The organism is Feifania hominis (assembly GCF_014384765.1).
GTDB classification, from domain to species: Bacteria; Bacillota; Clostridia; order Oscillospirales; family Feifaniaceae; genus Feifania; species Feifania hominis.
Window position 1 is genome coordinate 616,420 of sequence record NZ_JACRSP010000001.1, and the last position, 23,848, is coordinate 640,267.

General features: G+C 59.1%; 21 protein-coding genes and 1 other RNA gene. 4 read left to right on the forward strand and 18 right to left on the reverse strand.

All coding sequences use genetic code 11. The features are described from left to right. Nucleotides 1-10: 10 nt before the first annotated feature. From ruvA to murD, 12 genes are all read right to left on the reverse strand, one after another. A complete protein-coding gene (gene ruvA / locus H8695_RS03000; protein WP_249299390.1) occupies nt 11-613 on the reverse strand; it encodes a Holliday junction branch migration protein RuvA in 603 nt (200 codons plus the stop codon). Between the two features lie 10 nt (nt 614-623). After that, on the reverse strand, nt 624-1,115 hold the full coding sequence (gene ruvC / locus H8695_RS03005; RefSeq protein ID WP_249299391.1) for a crossover junction endodeoxyribonuclease RuvC: 492 nt from the start codon (nt 1,113-1,115) through the stop codon (nt 624-626). Between the two features lie 104 nt (nt 1,116-1,219). Beyond that, the gene (locus H8695_RS03010) at nt 1,220-2,497 is read right to left on the reverse strand and encodes a methionine gamma-lyase family protein (RefSeq protein WP_249299392.1); all 1,278 of its coding nucleotides are present in this window, start codon (nt 2,495-2,497) and stop codon (nt 1,220-1,222) included. A 78-nt stretch (nt 2,498-2,575) separates the two neighbouring features. Then, nucleotides 2,576-2,992 carry an ACT domain-containing protein gene (locus H8695_RS03015; RefSeq protein WP_249299393.1) on the reverse strand — a complete coding sequence of 139 codons (417 nt, stop codon included), beginning with the start codon at nt 2,990-2,992 and terminating at the stop codon, nt 2,576-2,578. Nucleotides 2,993-3,064: 72 nt separating this feature from the next. Beyond that, on the reverse strand, nt 3,065-3,640 hold the full coding sequence (locus tag H8695_RS03020; protein ID WP_249299394.1) for an indolepyruvate oxidoreductase subunit beta: 576 nt from the start codon (nt 3,638-3,640) through the stop codon (nt 3,065-3,067). A 1-nt stretch (nt 3,641) separates the two neighbouring features. Continuing rightward, entirely contained in the window at nt 3,642-5,375 is a 1,734-nt protein-coding gene (iorA, locus tag H8695_RS03025; protein ID WP_249299395.1) for an indolepyruvate ferredoxin oxidoreductase subunit alpha, read from the reverse strand. A 33-nt stretch (nt 5,376-5,408) separates the two neighbouring features. After that, a complete protein-coding gene (locus tag H8695_RS03030; protein ID WP_249299396.1) occupies nt 5,409-6,707 on the reverse strand; it encodes a phenylacetate--CoA ligase family protein in 1,299 nt (432 codons plus the stop codon). A 212-nt stretch (nt 6,708-6,919) separates the two neighbouring features. Then, a complete protein-coding gene (locus H8695_RS03035) occupies nt 6,920-7,702 on the reverse strand; it encodes a GNAT family N-acetyltransferase (protein WP_249299397.1) in 783 nt (260 codons plus the stop codon). A 5-nt stretch (nt 7,703-7,707) separates the two neighbouring features. Further along, complete coding sequence (locus H8695_RS03040; RefSeq protein ID WP_249299398.1) at nt 7,708-8,718, reverse strand: M42 family metallopeptidase; 1,011 nt, start codon at nt 8,716-8,718, stop codon at nt 7,708-7,710. A gap of 1 nt (nt 8,719) precedes the next feature. Continuing rightward, nucleotides 8,720-9,760 (reverse strand): M42 family metallopeptidase, encoded by a 1,041-nt coding sequence (locus tag H8695_RS03045; protein WP_249299399.1) that lies wholly within the window; start codon nt 9,758-9,760, stop codon nt 8,720-8,722. Beyond that, on the reverse strand, nt 9,760-10,794 hold the full coding sequence (locus H8695_RS03050; RefSeq protein WP_249299400.1) for a M42 family metallopeptidase: 1,035 nt from the start codon (nt 10,792-10,794) through the stop codon (nt 9,760-9,762). The genes H8695_RS03045 and H8695_RS03050 overlap by 1 nt, the downstream gene beginning before the upstream one ends. Nucleotides 10,795-10,806: 12 nt before the next feature. Beyond that, nucleotides 10,807-12,195: a UDP-N-acetylmuramoyl-L-alanine--D-glutamate ligase gene (gene murD / locus H8695_RS03055; protein WP_249299401.1), complete on the reverse strand. Its 1,389-nt coding sequence runs from the start codon at nt 12,193-12,195 to the stop codon at nt 10,807-10,809. Nucleotides 12,196-12,310: 115 nt separating this feature from the next. Here murD and rnpB point away from each other — a divergent pair. The 4 genes from rnpB (at nt 12,311) to H8695_RS03075 (ending at nt 15,613) form a co-directional block, all read left to right on the forward strand. After that, an RNA gene (gene rnpB, locus H8695_RS03060) (RNase P RNA component class A) lies at nt 12,311-12,652 on the forward strand. Nucleotides 12,653-12,762: 110 nt separating this feature from the next. Continuing rightward, complete coding sequence (locus H8695_RS03065; protein ID WP_249299402.1) at nt 12,763-13,329, forward strand: uracil-DNA glycosylase; 567 nt, start codon at nt 12,763-12,765, stop codon at nt 13,327-13,329. 4 nt (nt 13,330-13,333) lie between these two features. Beyond that, nucleotides 13,334-14,329, forward strand: coding sequence for a Gfo/Idh/MocA family protein (locus H8695_RS03070; protein ID WP_249299403.1), 996 nt, complete (start codon nt 13,334-13,336; stop codon nt 14,327-14,329). Nucleotides 14,330-14,530: 201 nt separating this feature from the next. Continuing rightward, a complete protein-coding gene (locus tag H8695_RS03075; protein ID WP_249299404.1) occupies nt 14,531-15,613 on the forward strand; it encodes a hypothetical protein in 1,083 nt (360 codons plus the stop codon). A 42-nt stretch (nt 15,614-15,655) separates the two neighbouring features. Here H8695_RS03075 and H8695_RS03080 read toward each other — a convergent pair whose 3' ends face one another. The 6 genes from H8695_RS03080 to H8695_RS03105 form a co-directional block, all read right to left on the reverse strand. Beyond that, complete coding sequence (locus H8695_RS03080; protein WP_249299405.1) at nt 15,656-18,040, reverse strand: homocysteine S-methyltransferase family protein; 2,385 nt, start codon at nt 18,038-18,040, stop codon at nt 15,656-15,658. Continuing rightward, nucleotides 18,037-18,693, reverse strand: coding sequence for a vitamin B12 dependent-methionine synthase activation domain-containing protein (locus tag H8695_RS03085; protein ID WP_249299406.1), 657 nt, complete (start codon nt 18,691-18,693; stop codon nt 18,037-18,039). The genes H8695_RS03080 and H8695_RS03085 overlap by 4 nt, the downstream gene beginning before the upstream one ends. Then, on the reverse strand, nt 18,690-19,592 hold the full coding sequence (metF, locus tag H8695_RS03090) for a methylenetetrahydrofolate reductase [NAD(P)H] (RefSeq protein ID WP_249299407.1): 903 nt from the start codon (nt 19,590-19,592) through the stop codon (nt 18,690-18,692). The genes H8695_RS03085 and metF overlap by 4 nt, the downstream gene beginning before the upstream one ends. A gap of 94 nt (nt 19,593-19,686) precedes the next feature. Further along, nucleotides 19,687-21,228: a sensor histidine kinase gene (locus tag H8695_RS03095; RefSeq protein ID WP_249299408.1), complete on the reverse strand. Its 1,542-nt coding sequence runs from the start codon at nt 21,226-21,228 to the stop codon at nt 19,687-19,689. After that, a complete protein-coding gene (locus H8695_RS03100) occupies nt 21,225-21,911 on the reverse strand; it encodes a response regulator transcription factor (protein ID WP_249299409.1) in 687 nt (228 codons plus the stop codon). The genes H8695_RS03095 and H8695_RS03100 overlap by 4 nt, the downstream gene beginning before the upstream one ends. A gap of 59 nt (nt 21,912-21,970) precedes the next feature. After that, nucleotides 21,971-23,836: an S-layer homology domain-containing protein gene (locus tag H8695_RS03105; protein WP_249299410.1), complete on the reverse strand. Its 1,866-nt coding sequence runs from the start codon at nt 23,834-23,836 to the stop codon at nt 21,971-21,973. Nucleotides 23,837-23,848: the final 12 nt, after the last annotated feature.

A 23,848-nucleotide genomic window follows, 5' to 3' on the forward strand; every position in this document is an offset into this window, starting at 1 on the left:
ACCATTCTCCCTAGCGCATCAAAAATTTCAGAGCCTGTTTGATGGTCCTCTCCACCGGCTCGCCCTCGGCGTAGACCGCCTGCACGGCGCGCGAGGCTTCACTCTGGCTGTAGCCGAGAACCATCAGGGCATTGACCGCCTCAATCTGGCTGACCTCTCCCATGACCACCTCGCCCGGTGCCGCATTGGCGGAGGAGGGCATGAACTGCTCGTTTTTGATCTTGTCCTTGAGCTCGAGCACAATGCGATTTGCAATCTTCGGCCCGATGCCCGGCGCTCTGGTCAGAGCCTTGGTATCGCCCGTGACAATGGCGAGCGCAAGCTGTTCATAGGAGTTCTCCGACAGAATGGACAGCGCCGCTTTCGGTCCGACGCCCGAAACTGAAATGAGCATACGAAAACAGCTCAGCTCATCCGGGCTGTAGAAGCCAAAGAGCTCCATTGCGTCCTCCCGAACGCTGAAATGGGTGTGGAGCTTGACCTCCGCGCCGGCCTCCGGCAGCTTTTTGATGGTATTCATGGTAGTCGCAAGCCGAAAGCCGACTCCGCCGCACTCCACCACGACGGCGCCGAGCTCCTTTTCGGCGAGAGTTCCTCTGAGATAAGCAAACATCGGTTTTCTCCTATCTGAGCTGCAAGAGCTTTGATTTTGCCGAGTGGGCGTGACAGACGGCGAGCGCCACAGCGTCCGCCGTGTCGTCGGGCTTTGGAATCTCTTTGAGATGCAGAAGCATTTTGACCATCTGCTGCACCTGTTTTTTCTCCGCCTTGCCGTATCCCACAACCGCCTGTTTGACCTGTGACGGCGTGTATTCAAAGACCGGCACGCCGTGTTTTGCCGCCGCGAGCAGAATCACGCCTCTGCCGTGGCCGACCATGATGGCCGTTGTGACATTGGTGTTGAAAAAGAGCTCCTCCACCGACATGGCGTCGGGCCGGTGCTGCGCAATCAGCCCACACAAAAACTCGTAGATCTGAAGCAGCCGAACCTCGAGCGTCAGGCCCGCAGGCGTGTGAAAAGTGTCATAGGTCACGGGTGTAAAGCGGCTGCCTGCATAGTCCACCACCGCATATCCCACCGAGGCGATCCCCGGGTCAATCCCCAAAATTCTCATTGTCAATACCGCCGCAATCCGATGGATTTTGACTCACAGAGCCGAAATCCGACTTGTAAAACACAGACTATTGTATCACAGATCATCTGCCCCATCAACCGAAATCAGAGGGTGACAAGCCCCTCGTCCGCCAGTCTCTGGGCGGCCATGAGCACACCGATCTGCGCGGTGTCATAGACGATGCCCCCCTGCATAAACGCAATGTAGGGCGCGCGCATGGGGCCGTCAGCCGAGAGCTCAATGGAGGAACCCTGCACAAAGGCTCCCGCCGCCATGATCACCTGGTCCTGATAGCCGGGCATATCCCACTCCTGCGGCACGACGAAGCTGTCGATGGGGCTCCCCGCCTGAATGCCCTCGCAGAACGCCTTGAGTCCCGCGGGTGAGCCGAGCACAATCTGCTCAACGATATCCGTGCGCGGCTCGCAGTAGCGCGGGCTGCAGGCAAAGCCGAGTTCCTCAAAGAGCGCGGCGGCAAAGACCGCCGTCTTGAGCGCCTCACCCGTAATGTGAGGGGCGAAGAAAAAGCCGCGGTAGAGATTCCGGTTCTGGTTGAGAGAGGCGCCGACCTCTTTGCCGAGGCCGGGCGAAGTCAGCCGGTAGGCGCACAGCTCCACAAGGTCTGCGCGGCCCGCGATGTATCCCCCGCTCTCAGCCATGGAGCCGCCCGGATTCTTAATCAGCGAGCCCGCCATGAGATCTGCGCCCACCTCGGTCGGTTCGCGCGTCTCGACAAACTCCCCGTAGCAGTTGTCCACCATCACAATCGTCCTGTCACTCAGGCGGTGTACGATTTTACAGACAGTCTCAATTTCGGCAACCGAGATGGAGGGTCGGCGCTCATAGCCGCGCGAGCGCTGCAGATAGATCATCCTCGGCGCGCGCCTTGCGGCCTCGGTGATGCCGTCGAAATCAAGTGTCCCATCCTCGAGCAGATCCACCTGCTCATAGTGCACGCCGAAATCGGCAAGCGAGCCGTTTTTGACACCGTTAAGGCCAATGACGCCGTCGAGCGTGTCATAGGGCTTGCCCGCAACCGAGACCATGACGTCGCCCGGGCGCAGAACGCCAAAGAGCGCGACGGTCAGCGCATGGGTTCCCGACAGCATGAAGTGGCGTACCATCGCGTCCTCGGCGCCGAAAACCTGGGCGTAAACCCGGTCGAGCGTGTCGCGCCCGCTGTCGTCGTAGCCGTAGCCGGTGGTCCCGAGAAAGTGGCGCTCCGAGACGCCCTGCTGCATGAAAGCGTGAAGCACCTTGCGGCTGTTGTACGCCGCTGTCTGCCCAATGCCGCAAAGAGCCTGCTGCGCGCGCTGTTCGGCGAGCTGTGCGCGTTCGATGAGCTCCTGCGAAAAGGAAAACGGCCTGAAGAGCTGAGTCATAGTAGTCCCCCGTTTTTGCTTTGTCCCCATCGCGAAAAGCGGGGCGGATTGCTCCGCCCCATTTCGTGGGTTTTTGTTTTATTGCGCCGAATAGGTCTCAATGCCTCCCTCGGCAAGGGCTGCTGCCGCTTTCTCATTGTCGTCCACCTTGAGAATGACGCAGATTTTGTCCCCGCGTTTCATCAGAGACACATAGGCGTACTCCACACTCACACCGCTCCTGCCGAGCAGACTGAGCGCCTTTGAGAACGCACCGGGCGTGTCTTCAAGCCCGATGGCCAAAACACTTGTGATGGAGACCGCAAGCCCCGCCTGTTTGAGAATCTGCTCGCAGCGCTGCGGATCGTCGACAATGATGCGAAGAATTCCATAGTTGGTGGTATCGGCAATGGTGTGCGCGCGGATGTTGATGCCGCTGTCGGCAATCAGAGATGTGATTTCAGAAAGCCTGCCGGGTGTGTTTTCCACAAAGATGGATACCTGTTTGAATTGCATGGCCTCTCCTCCCAACATCGTTTCACTGTCTTCAGTATAGCACAGCTCTCCCCTCGGCGAAAAGCTCTTTTTTCAGCTCTCTTTCTGATAGCCGTAGCCGAAAGCCTTGAGATTCATCTCGAGGAATTTCGCCGGCACCACCTTTTGAATGGTCTCAATCCAGCGCTCCTTTTCAATGCCGAGCTGTCGCGCGAGCACGCCGAGCAGCACAACATTTGCCGCCTTTGCGCCGCCCGCTCTCTCGGCAAGCTCCACCGCGTCGACCGCGATCAAATTCGATGTGATCGACCGCAGCCGCTCATCGATGTCGCCGGGATACTCCGCCGCACCCGTGATGACCGGCATGGGGAGAATCTGCTGCGTGCTGTAGAGCAGAACCCCGTCCGGCTTGAGATAGTCCGCATAGCGCAACGCCTCGAGCTTTTCAAAGGACAGTACAACATCCGCGCCGGCCTTCTCGATCAGGGGAGACGCGACCTGCTCCCCATACCGCACATAGGTCACAACCGATCCGCCGCGCTGCGACATGCCGTGAACCTCGCTCACCTTGACGTCATAACCGCAGTCGACAAGCAGCGTGCCGAGCAGCTTGCTCGCAAGAAGCGAACCCTGGCCGCCGACACCGACAATCATCACACTCTTTGTCATCTCACTTGTCCCCCTTTTCGATCGCGCCGAATTTACAGATGTTCTGACAGAGATCGCAGCCCACACAGAGCGTGTGGTCGATTTTCATGACGCCGCCGTCCTGATAGATTGCAGGGCACCCGATCTTCAGGCACATTTTGCAGTTTTTGCACTTGGTTTCCTCGATTTGAAGAGGCGGGTATTTCTTGACTTCCTTGAGCAGAACACAGGGCCGTCGTGCAATGATGACCGAGGGCTCTGCCCTTTCAAGCTCCTCTTTGACGACTCTCTCAAACGCATCGAGATCATAGGGATCGCACACGCGCACACTCTTCACGCCGACCGTCTCACACAGACGCTCAATGGACAGAGCCACCGTCGGCTCTCCCTTGATGGTCCTGCCGGTCGTCGGGTTCTGCTGATGGCCGGTCATGCCGGTGATGCTGTTGTCAAGAACGATCACCGTTGTGATGCCCTTGTTGTAGATGGTGTCAATCAGGCCCGTAATGCCCGAGTGGGCAAAGGTCGAGTCGCCGATGACCGCCACGCTCTTCGCCGCGTACTCGGGGCGCACCTTGGTGAAACCGTGCAGCCCTGAAATGGATGCGCCCATGCAGATGGTGGTGTCCATCGCGCCCAGAGGTGGTGTCGCGCCCAGTGTGTAGCAGCCGATGTCGCCACTGACCATGACGCCAAGTCGGTGCAGCACATAGAAAGTGCCCCGGTGCGGGCAGCCTGGACAGAGCACCGGCGGCCGGCCCGGCACCGATCCCTCGATCCGTTTGACCTCAGTTTTTTCGCCGAGCAGCTTCTCACGGATGTCGTTTGCCGAGTACTCGCCGCAATAGCTGAATTGTTCTTTGCCTTTACAGTTGATACCCAGTGCACGCACTTCGGTTTCGACAATGCTGTCAAGCTCCTCGATGACGTAGAGTTCATCAACTGCCGCCGCAAATTCCCGAATCATCTTCTCCGGCAGCGGGAACGTCATGCCGAGTTTGAGATACGAGGCATTCTCGCCGAGCGCCTCGCGCGCATACTGATAGGCGATTCCCGAGGCGATGACGCCGATTTTTCTGTCATAGTATGTAATTTCGTTGATTTTGGACGTGTCAGCGTACTGCCGCAGCGCCTCGAGACGCCGCTCCACGGCCAGGTGGCGCGGCCGGGCATTTCCGGGCATCATGACGTACTTCTGCGGGTTCTTCTCATAGGGGTGAAGCTCGCGCTGCTCCCGCTCGCCGAGTGTCACGATGCTCTGGGAGTGGGAGGTTCTCGTCGACATGCGAAGCAGTACGGGAGTGTCGTATTCCTCACTGATCCGGTAGGCCTCCTTGACAAAGTCGATACACTCCATTGAATCGGCCGGCTCTACCATGGGGAGCTTCGCCGCGCGCGCGTAGTGGCGGCTGTCCTGCTCGTTCTGAGAGGAGTGCATTCCCTGGTCGTCAGCCACACAGATGACAAAGCCGCCGCCGACGCCCGTATAGGAACTTGTGAAGACGAGATCCGCCGCGACGTTGAGGCCGACATGCTTCATGGCGGAGAAAGAACGTGCCCCGGCGATCGAGGCGCCGAACGCTGCCTCGGCCGCCACCTTTTCATTGGGCGCCCACTCGCTGTAAATCTCATCATACTTGCTGATAAACTCGGTGATCTCCGTGCTCGGAGTTCCCGGATAGCTCGAGACAAAGCGCACTCCCGCCTCATAGAGACCGCGTGCGACCGCCTCGTTGCCAAGCATCAGTCTTTTCATAGAATCCTCCCTCTGGGGGCGACGCCCCGACTTCTATTTTTCATTTCTCAAATCCAGAATCCGCTTTGCCTTTCCCTGTGAGCGCTCGATGGTGTTGGGCCCGACCAGCGTCACTTTCGCGTCCAGCCCCAGTACGCTCTGCAACCTGTGATGCACGGTCTTCTCGAGTTCAAGAAGCTCGCCGTAGCGCTCGAGGAGCGTCCCATCCTTGAGCTCCACCTGCACCTCCAGCGTATCTTTGAAGTCCTTGCGGCGGATGACGAGCAGGTAGTGCGGGGCAATGTGCTCAGTGCCCATGATGACGGTTTCAATCTGCGACGGGAAGACGTTGACTCCCTTGATGATGAGCATGTCGTCACTGCGCCCGCGCACCTTGTCGATGCGTGCATGGGTTCTGCCGCAGGCGCAGGGCTCGGTGATGAGCCTCGTGATGTCCCGCGTGCGGTAGCGCAGAACCGGCAGGGCCTGCTTTGTCATCGCGGTGATGACAAGCTCCCCCGTCTCCCCCTCCGGCAGGACTTCGCCCGTCTCGGGGTCGATGATCTCGGCGATGAAGTGATCCTCCGCCAGGTGCAGCCCGCAGCGAAGCTCACATTCACCCGCAACGCCGGGACCGATGAGCTCGCTCATACCGTAGTTGTCAGTCGCCAGAATGCCGAAATTCTCCTCAATCTGGGCGCGCATCTCGTCGGTGCATCCCTCGGCGCCAAAGAGCCCAATGCGCAGCTTGAGCTTGTCGCGGATTCCCATCTCCTTTGCCACCTCCGAGAGGTAGAGCGCATAGGAGGGGGTCGCCACAAGCAGTGTGGTGCCGAAGTCCTGCATCAGCATGAGCTGTTTTTCGGTGTTGCCGCTCGACATCGGCACAATGGTCGCCCCGATTTTTTCAAGGCCGTAGTGCAGCCCGAATGCCCCCGTAAAGAGCCCGTAGCCGAACGCAATCTGCACAATATCTTTGGAAGAGGCGCCGGCCGCTGTCGCAAGGCGTGCGACCAGATCGCTCCAGATATCCAGATCCTGCCGGGTGTAGCCGACAACCGTCGGCTTTCCCGTGGTGCCGGAGGAGGCGTGAATTCTCACGATCTCCTCCATCGGCGCGGCGAACATTCCAAACGGATAGTTCTCACGAAAATCGTCTTTTACCGTAAAGGGAATCTTATGTAAATCGGAGAGAGTCCGAATGTCCTGCGGTACAATGCCGGCCGCCTCAAATTTAGCCCGGTAGAGCGGAACTCTCTCATAACAGCGCTTCACCGCAGCCTGCAGGCGGGTCAGCTGCATCTTTCTGATTTCGTCGCGGGGCATGGTCTCGATTTCTCTCTGCCAAAACATCGGCGTTTGCTCCTCTCGTTTTCTGTCTGTCGCAAAAGAAAAAGACTGCAAAAAGCGGCGGCACGAAAGCAATGTGCCGCCCGTTTTGGCAGTCAGGCCGACGACTGTGCCGCTGGCGGCACAGCGGTGGTACGCTGTTTCATTTTCCGTCCTCCCATACTACCTGTCTGCTGCACGCAACTACCGGTCTTCCATTCTACAAAATCTTGCTCTCAGAACCGTACGACGAGCTTTTCTCCCACCTTGGTAAAGCCGATGCTCTGGTAGAGCTGCTCTGCTATGGGGTTGTTGTAAGCGATAAAGGGCGTCTTTCCCTCGTTGAGCAAATCCCGGCAGAGCTTGCTGACGGTTTGTCTCGCAAGCCCCCTCCCGCGAAATTCCTCGCGTGTCGCAACGCCCGAGAGCATGGCCATCCGCTCGGTCTCGCAGACGGCGGATGCAGTGCTGATCACCTCGCCGTCGACTTCATAGCAGTAGGTGCGTCCCGTCGCTTTGTGATCGGCGCCGCGGCGCTCCATATAGAACTCCTCAAAGGTGATGGCGTCAAAGACCGCCACCTCGCTGAGCAGCGCATAGACTTTTCGATAGGCAATGATGTCACGCGCCCGCGTTACGCCATCTGACGAGTCAGAGAGCGAGAGAACGGACTGCATGCTTGCGAAGTGGTAGGCGTCGACCTTTGCAACGTCGGCGAGTCCGTCGAGCACTCGCATGATGGAGGCGCGCTCGCCGATGAGTTCCTCCTTGCCGGCCGTAAAGTTCAAAAAAGCCGCAAGTTCGGCCGTATCTGCGCCCGGCTCGGCTTTGAGATAGTAGTGCCGGTTCGTCTTCAGAATGACCGCCGTGACGGTCTCGTCGCTCTGCTGAATCCACACGTCAAAATAGACCTGTTCGAGAGTCGTCAGTCCCGCGCGGTAGCGCATGTAAATCTCGGGCGACGGTTCCAGAAAGCGGGCGATGGTGTCGATGTCTTCAATGGAATAACGCTTGATCATAAAAATCAATTCTCCGTCTGATACTTGTCAAACTCTGTCGTGAGCGCATGGCACAGAAGCCTCACGCAGGCGTCAACGTCCTTTAGATCGATTGTTTCTGTGGGTGTGTGAATGTTTCTCGTCGGAATGGAGACCCCGCCCGTGACAACACCAGCGCGGCTGGCGCTGATCGCGCCTGCATCGGTTCCGCCGCTTTTGAGAACCTCCATTTGATATTTAATCTTATTCTCTTTTGCGCTGTATGTCAAATGGTTTATCATGGATTTGTGGCAGATCACGCTGCTGTCCTTGACTTTGATCGCCGCCCCCTCGCCGAGTTTGAGCGGGCAGTTTTTCGAGCCGATCATATCGCCCGAATCCGTGACGTCAACGGCGATGGCATAGTCGGGTTCCACCGAATAGGCCGCCGTGCGTGCACCGCGCAGCCCGAGCTCCTCCTGCGTGGAGAAGACGAAGACACAGTCGTAGAGCGGGTCTTTGAGTTTCTCGATGACCCCGCAGAGAATCGCGCAGCCAATCTTGTTGTCGAGCGCCTTTGAGACCAGCCTGTCACCCATCTTCAGCGGCTCGTTGACAACACACGCCACATCGCCGATGTCGATGCGCTCGAGCGCCTGCTCGCGCGACGAGGCGCCGATGTCCAGATAGAGATTTTTGAGCTTCAAGTCCGCGAGTTTGACCTCCTCCTCGATGCAGACGACGCCGCGTACGCCGTTTGTGAACTCCATCTGCATGTTGGCGAGGGAAAACACTGTCAGACCGCCCATTGGCACAAAGCGCAGATAGCCGTTTTCCTCAACAAAGTTTACCATGACGCCGATCTCGTCCATATGGGCGCAGAGCATAAAGGTCTCGGCATCCGCCCTGCCGCAGCGGCGCACGGCAATCAGGTTTCCCATGGCGTCAGTTCGGATTTCATCGACATGGGGCGCGATTTTCTCGCGTATTTTCCGGGCAATCTTCTCCTCGTTTCCGCTGACCGACGGCGTCGAGAGCAGCTCGTATAAAAAGTCCATTTTAAGACCTCCGTTTCATCAAATCAGCGCTCTGGCAAAGCGCTGCGACCAGCTTTTCCGTCTCGAGAATGTCGCTGATCTTCATCATGCACGACGGCGAGTGGAGATACCGGCAGGGCGTCGCGACGCTCGCCGTCTCCACCCCGCTCGCGGTGCGTTGAATGCCGCCCGCGTCGAGCCCCCCGACCATGATCTGTTTCATCTGGTAGCGCACGCCGTTCTCCTGCGCGATGCGGCGTACTTTTTTGAGGGTGTCCTTGAAGTAGTAGGTGGTGCTCTCCATCAGAAAGAGCGCGCAGCCGCCGCCGAGCTTGAGCCCCTGGTCGCGCTCGTCGACACCGGCATAGTCCGCAGTCGTCGTGGAGTCGATCGCCACAGCAAAGTCCGGCTCGATGTCATATGACGACGTGTATGCCCCGCGCAGGCCGACCTCCTCCCCCACCGAGAAGACATAGTAGGTGTCGTAGTGCGGACGCATGCGCATGCTCTCCATGAGCACCGCGCAGCCCACGCGGTTGTCCAGCGCCTTTGCTTTGATGCAGCCGTCGCCGAATGTGACAAAGTCTGAGTCGAAGACGGCGCAGTCGCCGAGCGACACCGCTTTCTGCGCATCCTCCCGCGAGGTGGCGCCGATGTCGATATAGAGCCGGTCGAAGCCGGGCGCCTGCTTGCGCTCCTCCGGCGTCTGGATGTGAATGGCCTTGGTGCCGATCACGCCCGGCACCTGTTTCTCACCGACCAGTACGCGCCGCCCGGTGATGACGCGGGGATCGATGCCTCCCACCGGCTGAAAGCGCAGCAGTCCCTCGTCGGTGATGTAGGACACGAGCAGCCCCACCTCGTCCATATGCGCGCAGAGCATCAGCTTTTTCGAGGAATCTGTCCCCTTGCGAAACGCGATGAGATTGCCGAGTCTGTCGCGGCGGCAGTCGTCCGCAAAATCACGGATCTTCTCCTCAATGTAGTCGGCCACGCGGGACTCGTCCCCCGAGACGCCGCCGAGCTGTGAGAGCTCGGAAATGAGCGTCACAATCCACTCCATCACTCCCACTCCTTTCTCTTGGCGCGCACATACGCGCACAGAAGCTCGCCCGTGTTTTTCAGATCGTCGAGCACAATGGTCTCGATGCAGGTGTGCATATACGTCATCGGGATGGAGAGCAGTCCCGTGCGCACACCGCTGCGGGAGATCTGAATGGCGTAGGCGTTTGTTCCCGTACTGCCACCCATGACTTCAACCTGGTAGGGGATGTCCTCTTTTTCGGCGAGCGAAATGAGCTTTTTGGAAATGGCCCTGTCCAAAATGGGGGCAATCCCGACCATGGGGCCCTCACCGAGACGGGCAGTCTCCTCCTTTTTGGCGTCGGGCGTGTAGGCGTGCGACACGTCGATGGCAATCGCCTCGTCCGGGTCAATCAGGTAGGTCCCCGTCTTCGCTCCACGCATGCCGGTCTCCTCCTGCGTGCTGATGAGCACGGCGAGATCGAAGGGCAGCTGCGTCTCCCGGAGCTTGTCAAGGCAGTAGAGAATCGCCGCAGTCCCCGCACGGTCGTCAAAGCTCTTGCCGGCGACGCGGCCGTTTCTCAGCTCGACGCTCGTGCGGCGCAGGGAGATCACGTCGCCCACTGATACGAGCTCGCGCACCCGTTCGACCGGCAGTCCAATGTCCACCACCAGATCGGCGACCTGCACGGTCTTCTTACGCTCCTCGGGGGTATTCATGTGGGGAGGCTTGCAGCTGACAATGCCGTAGAGACGCTCCCGCCCGTGCACCACAACCTCGTTTGCAAGCAGAATGCGGCTGTCGACGCCCGCGATGTTCTCAAAGTGGAGAAAGCCATCCTCGGTGATCTCGGTCACCATCATGCCGATTTCGTCGAGATGCGCGTCGAGCATCAGGCATTTGGCGTTCTCCCGTCCGCAGCGGCGAAAGCCCACCACGTTGCCCGAGCGGTCAAGCGTGACCTCGTCGAGATAAAACGACAGCTTTTCCCGGATATACTCTCCCGCCTCATTCTCGCGGCCTGAGACCCCGTAGCAGGCGGAGAGTTCAAACAGTACTTCCTTGCAATCCAATTGGGACACCTCTCAATTCAAAGCGCTCACAAGCTCACGGAACCTGTCGCCGCGCTCCATAAAGTTGCGAAACATATCAAAGCTCGCACAGGCCGGGCTGAGAACCACCACGTCGCCCGGCGCAGCCAGAGCGCGCGCCTCGCGCACCGCCTCTTCCAGTGAGGTAGCCTGTCGCAGAATCGGCGTGTCGGTGCGGTAGCCGGCGGCACTTCGGATCGCCTGTTCGATCTTCGGCGCCGTGACGCCGATAAGAACCGCAGCCTTTGCGTTTCTCACCACATCCGCCCCGAAATCGTCAAAGGCGATCTTCTTGTCGTAACCGCCGAGAATGACGATGATCTTCTGTTTGAAGCTGGCAAAACAGGCCCTTGTTCTCGTCGGACTCGATGCGATGGAGTCGTTGTAATAGCGGACGCCGTCGAGCTCGCGCACAAGCTCCAGCCGGTGGGGCAGCCCCGCAAAGTCGGCCGCCACGCGGCGCACCGTATCGTCCGAGACCAGTCCCCGAACGGCGCAGAGCGCCGCCATGAAGTTCTCCACATTGTGGTCGCCAGGCAGATGCAGCTCATCGCGGCGCAGAAACGGCGCGTCGGCCCCATTTCTCACCCGGCGTATCCATCCATCGGCATAGTAGCAGCCGTCGTCAACCTTCTCCCGCCGCGAGAAGAGCAGCACACGGCCCTTTGCCCGCGCCGCATAGGAGCGGGTGTAGTCGTTGTCGGCGTTGAGCACCAGAAGTCCGTTTTCGTCCTGGTGCAGAAAAATATTTTCCTTGGATCCGGCGTACTCCTCCATCGAGGTGTGCCAGTCGAGGTGATTCGGCGCCACGTTTGTGATAACCGCAACATCCGGGCTGCGGCGCATGGTCATCAGCTGAAAGCTCGAGAGCTCCAGCACCGCGACGTCCCCCTGCTCAATCTTCTCTATGTCGGGCAGAAGCGGCCGCCCGATGTTGCCGCCCAGGTGACAGCGCTTCCCCTGCGCCTTGAGCAGCGCCGCAATCAGAGAGGTCGTGGTCGACTTGCCGTCGCTGCCGGTCACAGCGATGATTTTACAGGGACACAGCGCAAAGAAGACCTCCATTTCACTGGTCACTGTGACGCCGCGTTCACGCGCCTGACAGAGCGGCGCAATATCCGGGCGCATACCGGGCGTACGGAAGAGAAGCTCAGCGTCAAGCTCATCGAGGTAGTGCTCGCCGAGTTTGAGCGTCACACCGAGACTCATCAGCTCCTCCACCAGATCTCCGAGCTCCGTGAGCGACTTTCTGTCGCAGGCCGTCACCCTGGCACCCTTTGCAGCAAGCAGCCGGATCAGAGGCGTATTGCTCACGCCGATGCCGATCACGGCAATCTTCCTGCCCCGAATCCACTCAAAAAAAGCGGCGCATTTCTGATTCATGTGAACTCCTCCATACAGGTAATACCAACATTTTCAGTTTACTATATTATGTGTGGAATGGCAACTTTTAGAGCTCTCGTTGACAACATTTTTGATTTATATTAAACTGGGGGTGCGAGTAAGCCAGACAGTCGCGTGGGGATTCATTCTCCATGAGGAAAGTCCGAGCTCCACAGGGCAGGATTGTGGGTAACGCCCACCAAAGGCGACTTTAGAGACAGTGCAACAGAGAGATACCGCCGCTCTTTGAGCGGTAAGGGTGGAAAGGCGAGGTAAGAGCTCACCGGCGCACAGGGTGACCGTGCGGCCATGTAAACCTAATCTGGAGCAACACCGATAGGGGACGATCTGCGCTTGCCCGGCGCGTCCCGGGAAGGTGGCACGAGCCGTATGGCAACATGCGGCCTAGATAGATGACTGTCAAATACAGAACTCGGCTTATAGACTTAGTCGCACCAAAGGCCCCCGCCACCAGGCGGGGGCCTTTTCCATGGAAGTCAAATTCACTTGAGTTTCCCCCGCGCTGTGATGTATACTGGTCTCAATCAAACAGCAAAGGAGACCACTATGGCAACCTGGCAGGAATTGGAGAACGAGTGCGCAAGCTGCACCAGGTGCGCGCTCTGTAAAACCCGGCTCAATGTGGTGCTCGGCGCCGGTGACCGCAGCGCCCGTATTCTCTTTGTCGGCGAGGCACCCGGCGCCTCTGAGGATGAGACCGGCATTCCCTTTGTGGGCAGAGCCGGCAAGCTTTTGGATCTCTTTCTCGACGCCGTCGGTCTTCGGCGCGACGAGATCTACATCACCAACATCGCAAAGTGCCGTCCGCCGCAGAACCGCGATCCCCTCCCCGAGGAGGAGGACGCCTGCATCCCCTATCTGCACACGCAGATTGAGTTGATCAAGCCGGAGATGATCGTCTGCCTCGGCCGCATTGCGGCCATGCGCCTGATCAAGCCGGACTTTAAAATCACCCAGGAACACGGACGGTGGTTCACCTACAACGGGGTGCCGATCACAGCTACGCTGCACCCGGCGGCGCTGCTGCGCGATCCCCGCAAAAAAGAGGACGCCTACAACGACTACAAGATCATCCGGGCGGCGCTCGACGCCCTGCCCGGCAAGGAGGACTGACACCATGCTTCGTCTCGCCACCATCGGAACCAGCTGGATCACCGGCGCTTTCATCGACGGCGCCAAACTCTCCGGCAAATTCACTCTCACGGCTGTCTACTCGCGCGATGCCGAGCGCGGCGCCGCATTCGCGCTCAAGCACGGAGCGCCGAAGGTCTTTACAGACCTTGCGGAACTCGCCGCGAGCCCCGATGTGGACGCCGTCTACATCGCAAGCCCCAATTCCCTACACTATGAGCAGGCAAAGCTGCTGCTCGACAACCAGAAGCATGTTCTCTGCGAGAAGCCGCTGACCATCAACAGCGCCTACGCGCAGGAGCTCTTTGCGCTTGCCGCCAAACGCGGCTGCATTCTCATGGAGGGCATCACCCTGCTGCACATCCCGGAGCTCGCCGACTTCCGCGCGGCGCTCGGGCGCATCGGCAAAGTCAAGCTCGCCCACTTCGACTTCTCGCGCGTCTCCTCGAAGTACCGCGACTATGTTGAGGGGCGCAACCCCAACATCTTCAACCCCGCTTTTGCCACCGGCACGCTGATGGACATCGGCGTCTACTGCGTCTACCCTGCTCTGTATCTCTTCGGCAAGCCGAAGGCTGTCTCGGCAAGCGCAACCTTCATCGACTCCGGCGCCGATGCCTCGGGCGCCTCCATTTTGGAATATGACGATCTGATCGCGGTGCTCACCTACTCCAAGACGACGCAGGGCTGCGATATTTCGGAAATTCAAGGTGACCTCGGCACCATTCTCATCAAATCGATCGGCACCATGTCTCAAGTGACGCTCAAGCTGCTCGACGGCACGCAGGAGGAGATCGTCTCCCCGCGTGAAAAGAGCGATCAGATGCGCTACATTGCAAGCGACTTTCACCGCTTCATCACGCAGCCCGACCAGTCCGCCGGGGAGTATCAGGAGCTCTGCACGCTCAGCGTCGACGTCTGCCAGGCGCTGCGTACCCTGCGCCGCGCGGCGGGAATCAAGTTTCCCTGCGATATTGACTGACAGCCCCCATTGTGAAAAAAAGGTGCGCCGACGGCGCACCTTTTTTCTTTTTACAGGCTGGTTTTTCGCGTAACATTTTTTCCGAAAGCCGATACTATAGTACTGTAAGGTCAAATCAAAGAGGCAAATTCGGCATGCCGCTTGCCGCAACGGCGGCGCCCGCATGGAGGCATCTCCACCACGGGGCGAATGGAGCAACATATGACTGATAATAGACCGCAGACCCAAAACTATTTTCTCGGCGCGAATACCCCCTATGGCTTTTTCTCCTATTTTGACCATGTGGTAGACCTGCCGAACGCCCGCCACCTCTACATCATCAAGGGCGGTCCCGGCACCGGAAAGTCGACCTTTATGAAGCGCGTGGCCGGCGCTCTGGTTGATTCGGGCCGACAGGCGGATTTCATCCACTGCTGCAGCGATCCCGACTCGCTCGACGGCATTGCCTTTCCCGAGCTTGCCGTCGCCTTTGTCGACGGCACCGCACCGCACATCATCGAGGCCAGGTACCCCGCCGCCATCGACAGCCTCATCGACTTCGGGGCCCTGATCGATGCGCAGCGCATCGCCGGTCACCGGGAGACCATTCTCGGCGAGACCACGGCCATTCAAAACCTCTACCACAAGGCCTTTCGCTACATACGGGCAGCGCGCGCGCTGCTCGACGACACCTACTCCGCCGCAGCGGCGGCCCTGATTCCCGACAAGGTCGAGTCGTACGCTGCCAAGTTTGCAAAGAACAACTTTCCGAAAGTGCCCTATGACACCGGCCGGCAGACCAACCGCTTTCTCAGCGCCATCTCCCCGGACGGCATCATCGACTACTTCGACGACTTTGCCAGAAAGTCGGAGTATCTCTATGTGGTCGACGATCAGTACGGTCTGTCGGGGATTCTGCTCGGGCTGATCAACGAGCACGCCCTGCGCGCCGGTCTCTCGACCGAGGTCTACTACTGCTCGATGGACCCGCTGTGCAAAATCGAGCACCTGTATCTGCGCGAGCTGCACATCGGCTTTCTCACCAGCAACCCCTACCACCCCTACTCAGGCGACTATTTCAGAAAGGTCAACATGCTGCGCTTTCTCGACCGCGACCAGCTCGCCGCCCACAAGACGCGCATCCACTTCAACAAAAAGGCGGCTCTCGCACTGCTGGAGGAGGCCATCGGCACCCTGTCCAACGCAAGGGCGCACCACCGGACCCTCGAGGAGCTCTACCGCGGCTGTGTGGACTTCGGCGAACTCGATCGGCTCACACAGACCCATCTGCGCGATCTCCTCTGAATATAGCAAAACCGTTTGCCCCGGCAAACGGTTTTTTGCATTCTATTTCTTCTCAAAGAGCTCCTCAGCATACCGAACCGAGCTCATGGCATCTCTTCCGTAAAAGTCGGCGCCGATCTGCCCGGCATAGTCGGCGGTTAAAACTGCGCCGCCAACCATGACGCGGACTCCCGGCGCGCGCTCGCGCAGAAGATGGATCGTCTGAGCCATGCTCTCAACGGTTGTAGTCATCAGCGCCGAGAGGCCGACGAGCCTCACACCGTTTTCGAGAGCGGCGTCCACCACACGCTCCGGCGCCACATCCCGGCCGAGGTCAATGACCTGAAAGCCGTAGTTTTCCAGCAGCACCTTGACGATGTTTTTACCGATGTCATGGATGTCGCCCTTGACCGTGGCAAGAACAATCTTCTCCCCGGCCGGCTGCTTCTCACCGCTCGCCGCAAGGCTTGCCTTGAGCGCCTCAAAGGCCTCCCGGGCGGCATCCGCACTCATGAGCAGCTGCGGCAGAAAGACCGTCTTGTTCTCAAAGCCTCGGCCGACCTCGTCGAGCGCGGGCACAAGCTCCTGTGAAATGATAGCAAGCGGCTCCTGTCCCTGTGAGAGCAGTTCGCCCGCCGCCGCGCGGGAGCGCTCGCGCAGGCCGCGCAAAATCGCATCGCGCAGCGAGCAGTCGCCGGCCGCCGCTCTTGTCTCGGGTACGACGCCCGAGTACCGCCCGATGTAATCGGCACATTTTTCGTCATAGCCCCAAAGCGCGCGAAAGGCGTGGTAGGCGTTCATCATCGCCTCGGCATTGGGGTTCAAAATAGCGGCGCCAAGCCCCCGCTCGAGGGCCATCGTATAGAACGCGGCATTTACAAACTCGCGGCAGGGCAGCCCGAACGACACATTGGAAACCCCGAGAACGGTCTTAACTCCGAGTTCGCGCCGGACAAGCTCGAGCGCGTCGAGCGTCACTCTCGCGGCGTCGGGAATGGAGCTGATCGTCATGGTCAGCGTGTCAATCATAATATCCTTTTTGTCAATGCCGTACTGCCGCGCAGTGTCGACAATCTTTTTCGCCACGGCGAGGCGCCCCTCGGCTGTCTCGGGAATGCCCGCCTCGTCGAGCGTCAGGCCGACCACAACCCCGCCGTACTTCGCGACAAGCGGAAAAACGGCCTCCATCGACTCCCGCTTGCCGTTGACCGAGTTGACGAGCGCCTTGCCGTTGTAGACGCGCAGCGCCGCCTCCATCACAGCGCTCGACGCCGTGTCAATCTGCAGCGGCGCGTCGACGACGCCCTGGAGCTCCGTCACGACGCGCACCATCGCCTGCCTCTCGTCAATACCCGGCAGGCCGACGTTCACATCAAGCACCTGCGCGCCCGCCTGCTGCTGCGAAATCCCGGCCGTGAGGATGTACTCCAGATCGCCTTCCCTGAGCGCCTGCTTCAGGCGGGGCTTGCCGGTAGGATTGATTCGCTCACCGATCACAATGGGCCCGTTGTCAAAACTGACGCTGCGTCCGTAGGAGGAGATGACGGTCTCATTTTTTGCTGTAAAGGGCTTTAACTTGATACCAGAGCATCTCTGTGCAACTGCGCGGATATGCTCCGGCGTCGTGCCGCAGCAGCCGCCGATGAAAGCAGCGCCCAGCTCGGCGAGCTCCTCCATGGTGGCGGCAAACTCCTCCGGTCCGACCTCGAAACAGGTTTTTCCCTCGCGGATGACCGGCATGCCCGCGTTGGGGTTGACAATCACCGGTACGCTCGCGCGGGCAAGCAGCTCGGGAAGAAGCTTCGTCATCTGCACGGGGCCGAGCCCGCAGTTCATGCCGAGCGCAGCGACGCCCAGCCCCTCCAGCATGGCGACCACACCGGCCGCGTCGCCGCCGGTGAGGAGCTTTCCGCTCTCATCGAAAATCACCGTCGCCGTCACCGGCAGCTGCGTGCACTCTTTTGCCGCGAGAACGGCTGCCTTTAGCTCGAGCGTGTCGCTCATCGTCTCAATGTGGATGAAGTCGGCCCCGGCGCGCTCACCGGCGCGCGCCATCTCCCCAAAGAGTTCGACCGCCCGCTCAAATTCCAGGTCGCCAAGGGGCTTTAAAAGCTTTCCCGTCGGCCCGATGTCAAAGGCGATCAGGCGGTCGGGCTGTCCATACCGTTCGATGGCCCGCTTCGCAGCGGCCACGGCAGCCGATGCGACCTGATCCACCGCAAGGCCGCACAGCTCCATTTTCAGCGCATTTGCGCCAAAGGTATTGGTCGTTATGATGTCGCAGCCCGCCTGCAGATAGGCAAGGTGGATTTGCTCAACCACCTCCGGGCGCTCCAGATTCCAGCTCTCGGGCAGCGCACCCGCAGGCAGGCCTGCCGCCTGGAGCATGGTTCCCATGCCGCCGTCAAAGATCAGCGGCCGCGACTTGAGCAGAGAGATCGGATTCATCTGTCGTTCCCCTTTCTGTATGGGCAGTCGACCGCCGGGCAGCTTTCGCATTTGTCCGCCGCGGCCTCCGCTTTGCCCTGCGTCACGCCGATGATCGCCGTCACCGACTTCGTCGGCGCGAGCATACAGCTCTCTGTCGCAGTGAGCCCCATGCGTTTCGGCGCGTCCAGCAGCTGTAGAATATCGCGTTGGTACGTCAGAGAGAAGTCGGCATAGCCCGGGCTGAAACGGGGCTTGAAGTGCCTTCCCTGTACAAGGTAGTTCTCCAGCAGCTGTGCCTGCCGCTCGTCGCAGTAGCTCTCGATCATCGACGCGGCGCAGGCCTGAAGAACCACCGCCCGGCCCATATCGGCCACGCTTGCACGCTGAATCAGCCGATCGACGCCCGCTCCCAGCGTCGCCGCGAACAGAATGATCTCGTCGCAGCCCGCCAGATGGCGGATGAGGCCGCGGCTCTGTACCATCATCCCAAGAAAGCACACGGTATCCTCTTCGGGAAATACCGCAAGCGGGGCCTCGCGCGTGAGCAGGCGGGGCGTCGCCTCCTGTTCGAGCTCGGCACAGGCGTCGTCAATCAGCCGGTCAAGCTGCTCTCCGGGCTCGGCACCGCGCACGCCCAGATAGCGCAGTATCTCATCACGGTTTCGTTTCACAGCTGTTCCCTGACAGATGCGGGCAGTCCGTCAATCTCCCGGAGAATGTGGGACAGATTGTCAAAGATGGCCCGCGCGACATCCGGCTTGTTCATGGTGTACAGATGGATTCCCTTGACGCCGTTTGCGATCAGGTCGATGATCTGCTCGGTCGCGTAGGCGATGCCCGCCTGCTTCATCGCGGCCGGTTTGTCGCCGAAGCGGTCAATGATGGAGCGAAAACGCGGCGGCAGCGAAGTTCCCGAGAGCGCGCAGATGCGCTTGATCTGTTTGGCATTGGTCACCGGCATGACCCCCGCCAGTACCGGCACATCGATGTTTTTTGCAAGCGCCCGGTAGAGAAAGCTGTAGAGCACGCTGTTGTCAAAGAACACCTGCGTCGTCAGAAAGTCGCACCCGCAGTCAACTTTCTGCTTGAGATGGACAAGATCCTCCTCCTTGCTGGGGCATTCGATATGCCCCTCCGGATAGCAGGCGGCGCCGATGCAGAAGTCACCCGCAGAGCGGATCTCCCGCACCAGCTCGTAGGCGTACTCGTAGTGGTTGCCCACCGGCGCGCCGTCCGTCGGCCGGTCGCCGCGCAGTGCAAGGATATTCTCAATTTCCCTCTCGCGCAGCTCCTGCAAAATAGCGGCGATCTCCTCGCGGGTTGAGGACAGGCAGCTCAAATGTGCAAGCGCGGTCACGCCTGTCCACCTCTCGATATGAGAGGCGATCTTAACGGTATTTCTCGACGTTCCGCCCCCCGCGCCGTAGGTCACGCTGATAAAGTCCGGGCCAATCGCCGCAATCTCCTCGGCGGCATGCTGAACACCGGCAAAGTCCGCATCCTTTTTCGGGGGGAATATCTCGCAGGAGGCGGTCAGTGGTCTGCTGTTTAAAATCTCGCTGATTTTCATTGCTTCACTTCATTTCTCTCGCGGTAATTTTGTTGTTCATTATACGGCCGCCCTGGCTTTTCTGTCAAGAAAACCGCATGGAAAAAGGACCGCGTCAGCCGACGCAGTCCTTTTTGTCAATGGTAAAATAGAAGCGTACACCCGCATCGGTATTCTCGACGCCGTAGTCGCCGCCATGTGTCTCCATGATTGCCCTGACAATGGACAGACCGATTCCCGTGCCGCCATCGGCGCGGTTTCTCGATTTGTCAATCTTGTAAAATTTCTCCCAGATCTTCGTCAGCTCCTCCGGCGCGATCTGCTCACCTTCATTTTCCACCGACACTCTCACACGCGCACCCTCGTCGGCACAGACAATTCGGATCACACCGCCGCGCGGTGTGTGGGCGATGGCGTTTGTCAGATAGTTTATGAGCACGCGCTCCATCATGTCGTAGTCTGCGAAGCAGAGTATGTCGCCGGCGGCAATCAACACAGTCAGGTTCTTCTCGTCGGCGAGCAGCCTGGTCTTCTGCACCACCTCCTCGACAAAGGGCGTCAGCTCAAAGTCACAGAGCTCGGGCTGAATGTTTCCGCACTCGATTCTGGACAGGGAGAGCAGCTGCATCACCAGCCGGTTCATACGGGCAGCCTCGTCCATGATGATATCACAGTAGTAGTTTTTGTCCTCTTCGCTGGAGTTGATGTTGACTTTGAGGCCCTCGGCATAGCCCTGAACCAGCGCAATGGGAGTCTTGAGCTCGTGGGAGACATTGATGATAAACTCGCGGCGCATCTCGTCGATACGGCGCTCCTTTTCCACTTCTTCGCTGAGCTTTTCATTGGTCTGGCGCAGCTCTCCGATGGCCTGCTGCAGATGCTCCGAGAGCAGGTTGATGCTCTCGCCGAGCTGACCGATCTCGTCGCGGCTTCTCACCTCATACTTTTTGGTGAAGTCGAACGCCGCCATGGAGTTGGCAACGCCCGTAATTTCAATGAGCGGCTTTGAGAATTGGCGCGAGATGAAAAACGCCACAACGATGCACACCACGAGTGTCACAAGACTCGTCAGCAGCAGAAAGACAGTCGTAAAGGCGGAGTTCTCCTCCAGATAGGCAACCGGGATGCGCACCACCATGCGGTCGCCGTTTTCCAGGTTGCCGATGATGCTGATGAACTCATTGTTTTTGATTGTGTCCTGCATCTTGCCGAATGTGTAGCCTTTCTGCTCGAGCTCCGTCTCGTCGTAATCGAAACGGTCACCGCGGTTCGGCATCATCCGAAGAAAGTCGTGAAACACCTCCGGCGCATCGGGAGGCGGCGCAGCGGTCGTATCCTTGCCCTTTCCGGTTGTAAAAATGCTGTTGTAAACCGGCTCCCATCCGTCCTCCACCGGGCGGTCAATGGTCATTCGTACGCCGTAGTGGTTTTCCATCTCCGAGAGCAGGTCGCTGATCTGCTCGACGTCGCCGGTATATGCATCGCGTACCTGCTCGTAGATGTCGATGAGTACATGCTGCTTTTGAAAGAGGTAATAGTCGTCGTAAAAGGCCAGGTTGAGCGCGCTCAAAAGCCCCACGAAGATCACTGCGATCACGCCGATGGCAAGAAAGAACTTATATTTGATGGACCACTTCGGCCGGCGGCATCCACTCATGAGCGCGCCTCCGGCTCAAAGCGGTAGCCATAACCGCGCACCGTCGTGATGAGCGTTCCATTGTCCTGCAGCTTTGCGCGCAGGTTTTTGACGTGGGTATCAACGGTGCGAAGATCGCCGAAGTAGTCGTACCCCCAGACGGAGGAGAGGATGTTCTCCCGCGAGATTGCAACATTGCGGTTGCTGCTCAGATAGAGCAGCAGCTCATACTCTTTCGGCGTGAGGGCAACGGGCCGCCCGGAGATGCGGACCTCCCGCTTGCTCTCGTCGATCTCGAGGTTGCCGTAGGCGCTCATGCGCGGCGGCGCCTGTTCAGCGCGGCGCTTCAATATGGCGCGGATTCGCGCGAGCAGCACCATGGGGCTGAAAGGCTTTCCGACGTAGTCGTCCGCCCCGAGCTCAAAGCCGAGCACCTCGTCGACCTCCTCGTTGCGCGCGGTGAGCATCACCACCGGCATGTCGTTTTTGAGGCCCCGAATGTAGCGCAACACGCTCCAGCCGTCGTAGTAGGGCATCATAATATCGAGAATGGTCAGGTCAATCTGACTGCCCTTTTTTTCGATGAGTTCCATGGCCTGTCTGCCATCCTCGGCCTGAAGAACCTCGTAACCGTCCTTTTTGAGAAAGTCCGAGACCAGTCGGCGGATACGCTCCTCGTCATCTGCGATCAAGATGGTTGCCATTGTCACTCCTCCTCCCCTTTCGCTGATACCGGGTGACCGATATTGTCACAGCAATTTTATCATGACTGCGACTCCACCGCAATCAGAATGCGGATTCTGCCGCCCTGTGACGGCAGTGTATCATAGTAGCCGTAGACGCGGTAGGCCTCAAGATCGCTGATCAGCGGCAGACTGGTCAGCAGATAGCCTGAACCCGATTTCTCCAGATAGACGACCGCTGTATCGGAGAGCGGATACTGTGTTCCATCCTCCGCAGTCAGCGTCGAACTTGTCAGTGCGGCGGCCCGAACGGATTTGAGCGATTTGATTGATGTGATGGTATTGCCGTCGCGCACAATCTTCGCAGGCCCCGTCGAGGCGTTGAACTTATATGTGGTGGTCGAATAGCTCTGAGTCTCGCCGCCAATGTTGAATGAATAGCTGCACTGGAAGCCTCCGCCCTCCCGATCCTGTTCACTGACGCTGAGCACGATGCCATAGGTGTGAAGATCGCCCGTCACGTCGCCGAGAATCAGGTCGGTTATCTCTCCCTGCGCATTTGTCTCGTAACTGAGCACCTGGCTCTGCGACAGCGTGACGCCGTCGAGGCGGCTGAGATAGGTCACACCGCACGTGGAGCCGTCCGTCTCCAGAATACGGATATCTTGCGCGAGCTCGTACGAACCGATGGTGAGCTCAGATGCATTGACCTTGCCGGAGAGCGTACGTCCGGAGAGGGTGCTGACCTGTGAACTCCCCTCGCCCGCTACAACTTTGACAAGACCGCCCGCCGTAAAGCTTCCGCTCGTGTAGGGATATTCGTAGCTGTTGCCGTCGGTCGCCGTCAGGCGTACCACCTTCTGCTGGTAGGAGTTGCCGAGCAAATCGGTGTAGTTGGTCACAGCGGTTTCCGTCACAACACCGATGACAGTGCTCGCGGCCGACGAGATATCCTGAATTCCCACAACCGTGCCGTCCATGCCGAGCAGCAGTGTGACAGCGTCCCCCGCGTGATAGCTGCCGAATTCAGACAGCGCAAAAGAGGCTTCGCTGGATTCGATGGAGTAGCTCTTGCCGCCGATGGTCACGGCAGTAGGACTTGATGCAGGGCTCACTTTCTCAACGATTCCGCTGACTCTGACATGGTAGGCCCAGACGGTCTTGAGATAGGGTGAGTAGTAGATCACGTCGCCCGCCACAATGTTCTCCGCCGAGCTCAGCGCGCCGTTGCGGTAGCAGACCGAGCCCTTGAGCGTACTCCACAGGGAGCTTGCGGTGAGTGACTGCTCCAACACGACGGGACCGGTCAGCGTCTCGCTCACAAGCGCCGTCAGATCGATGTCGCCGTTTGCCGCAGTCTGAAAGCCGAGGCTCGCCAGATAGGAGGAATTTCCACTCTTCGGCTTTGCCCGCAGCACATTGTAAAACAGGGTCACACAGTCGTTTCTCGTCATCACGCTTCCCCGGCTGGCCGTGACACCGACGTCAAGCCCGAGAGAGGATGCAAGCGCAAGCTGCGCCGACGGGTAGGAACCGGTGTAGTCCTCAGCACCATACCCCAGCAGCTTGAGCACCGTACTCACCGCCTCCTCATAGGTGATGGTGTTGTCCGGTCGGAATGTTCCATCGAGATAGCCTGTCATCCACTGGTTGGTCACGGCCGTCTTCACGTAACTTGCGGCCCAGTGAGTATAGGGCACGTCGGGAAACGGCGAACTATTCGCCGCAGCGCCGACGCTGTCGCGTCTGTTTGAGGCCATAACGGCCATTTTGGCGAACTGGGCGCGAGTGACACTGCCGCTCAGGTTTAGCTCCCCGTTTTCATCTCCGACGAGAATGCCGAGTGTTTTTACAGTCGAGAGTGCGATGTTCTCTGCCGCGCTCGACGGCAGCAGCAGAGAAAGCGAGACAGACAGCACAAGCAAAATCGAACACAGACGTTTCAAAATCAAATCCTC